Annotated in this window: 1 protein-coding gene; it reads right to left on the bottom strand. The window is 24.6% G+C overall.

Annotated elements, in window-relative coordinates:
• On the bottom strand, positions 1-1257 hold a 1257-nt coding region (gene aroD, locus NSA58_RS20315), incomplete at its 3' end, for a type I 3-dehydroquinate dehydratase (protein ID WP_257560944.1).
• Between the last annotated feature and the right edge of the window lie 58 nt (positions 1258-1315).

Raw genomic sequence — 1315 nt, 5'->3', positions numbered from 1 at the left:
ACAAATTTCTTCTCCAGTTTTATTATCTGTATTTATAATTATATCTGCAGCTTTTAAATATCTTTCTTTTCTTTTATCCATTAAAGTAGCTATATATTCTTCATTCATATTATCATTCAAAATTGGTCTACTTTGGCTATTTCTAACCCTTTCATATATAGTACTGGGACTGGCTGTAAGCAATATTACTTTACCCATTTGTTTCATTAATTCAATATTTTCATCTTTTATTACTATTCCTCCTCCGCAAGAAATAATAATATCATTCTCATTTGATAGTTCAACTAAAGTATCTTTTTCACATTTTCTAAAATATTCTTCTCCATATATAGAAAAAATCTTATCAACAGTTTTATTTTCCTTTAATTCAATATATTGGTCTGTATCAATTTTTTTTATTTTTAATAATTTACTTAATTTTTCTGATATATAACTTTTACCAGTGCCCATAAATCCAACTAATATAATATTAGTTTTTTCTAATTTAGAATTTTCTTGGAAATATTTATTTATTATATCTAAAAAAATATCTAAATCTTTAACTTCTATTTGACCTGGAGCGGAAGCTTTTGAGCCAGAAGCAAATGTTAAGCAGGATCCAAATATTTGACCACTCATACGACTTATTATCCCTTTTTTTCCCATGGAAATTGTTATTATAGGTGTTTCCTTGTATTTTTCTTTCATTATAGTTGTAACTTCTAATAATTTAATTACATCTATATAAGTATTAGGCATAACCGCCAACTTTGGAATATCTGCATTTAGTTTTTGCATATTTATTAAATCTTCAATCATTTCATTTTTTTGTGGCGTTTTTTCAAAATCATGCTTAGATATGATGACTTTAATATTGTTTTTATGAGCAACCTTAACTAACTCAGCTATCTTTGCTTCTCCAATTCTCAACTCCACATCAATAATATCAGTAAGTTTTTTTTCACATATGTTTTTATATAAATCCGTATATTCTTTTTCGCTTAGGCATATTTCACCACCTTCTTCTTTACTTCTAACAGTAAAAATTAAAGGTTTTTCATTTAAAATCATTTTTATTTTACTTAACAAATCACATACTTTTTCAATATTTAAAACATGGTCAAAAAAGTCACATCTAAGTTCAACAATATCAACATTACTTGAATATATTTTTTCACATTCTCTTATTATTTCATCTTCAGTTTTACCTACTACAGATGTACAAATTTTAGGTTTTCCACAACCTAAATTTATATTTTTAACTTTTACATAATTCATATTATTCTCCATATATCCTATTTTATAATCATATATATTTTAATTTAATTAGATTGTA

It is taken from the genome of Terrisporobacter muris, from assembly GCF_024621905.1.
Classification (GTDB): domain Bacteria; phylum Bacillota; class Clostridia; order Peptostreptococcales; family Peptostreptococcaceae; genus Terrisporobacter; species Terrisporobacter muris.
The sequence above is the reverse complement of the archived record's forward strand: the minus strand, read 5'-3'. Positions and strand labels throughout refer to the sequence as shown.